The sequence below is a fragment of the Campylobacter sp. DY7 genome (genome assembly GCF_057802535.1).
The window spans coordinates 1-750 of record NZ_JBYJAU010000038.1; the positions used below are offsets into that span (position 1 = coordinate 1).

Sequence of the window (750 nt, forward strand, 5' to 3'; positions counted from 1 at the left end):
GGTCACCGCATGGAAATCACCCCGAGCCACATCCAACGGCCCATCCGTGATCTGGTTCGACGTCGACAACACCGCACTGGTCACCGTCTTACCCGCCAACGCCGACACATCGAACTTGAAATACGCGATCCGATCCGGACTACCCCCATACGTCGGCTTCGACAACAACCCCGACGACGACCCATAATTCGTCGACGCGGTCGTGCTCTGCACATACGAATCCTCCACCGGCACCAACCGCACCCGCGTCGCATCCGTCACCGTCACCGTCACCGACGCCGACACCGTCAACCCACCCGCCGACGCTTTCACCGTGACCGAGGTCGACCCCGTCGCATTGGCCGTGAGCGTTCCATCCGACGAGACCGAAGCCACCGACGTGTTCGACGACGAATACGCCAGCGTCGCGCCCGAGAACGCGCCACCCACACTGTTCTTCACCGCGGACGACAACGTCGTCGTACTCCCCACCGCGACCGAGCCCGGCGGGTTCGTGAACGACACCGATCCCAACAACGGAGCCGGCATATTCGCCGGAGCCGACGTCGGGGCGAGGGTGATGTCCAGATACGGAACCCGGTTGGATTCTCGCGCCGAGGTCAAGATGATCACCGCGTCGGTGGTGACGTTGTCCTGGGTAAGCGCCAACGACATCGTTCCCGTCGACGCAGACGCCAGCTGCGCCACATACCCCGTGAGATCCGCTGTCGACCACGCCGCCGTCCGATCCACCCGGATACTGCCGACGGT

At 64.0% G+C, this 750-nt stretch carries 1 protein-coding gene; it reads right to left on the reverse strand.

What is annotated here, in order from left to right; all coding sequences use genetic code 11:
- Positions 1-654, reverse strand: a 654-nt coding sequence (locus AC1B00_RS09580; RefSeq protein ID WP_488849498.1) for an Ig-like domain-containing protein, incomplete at its 3' end; no start/stop codon positions are given.
- Positions 655-750: the final 96 nt, after the last annotated feature.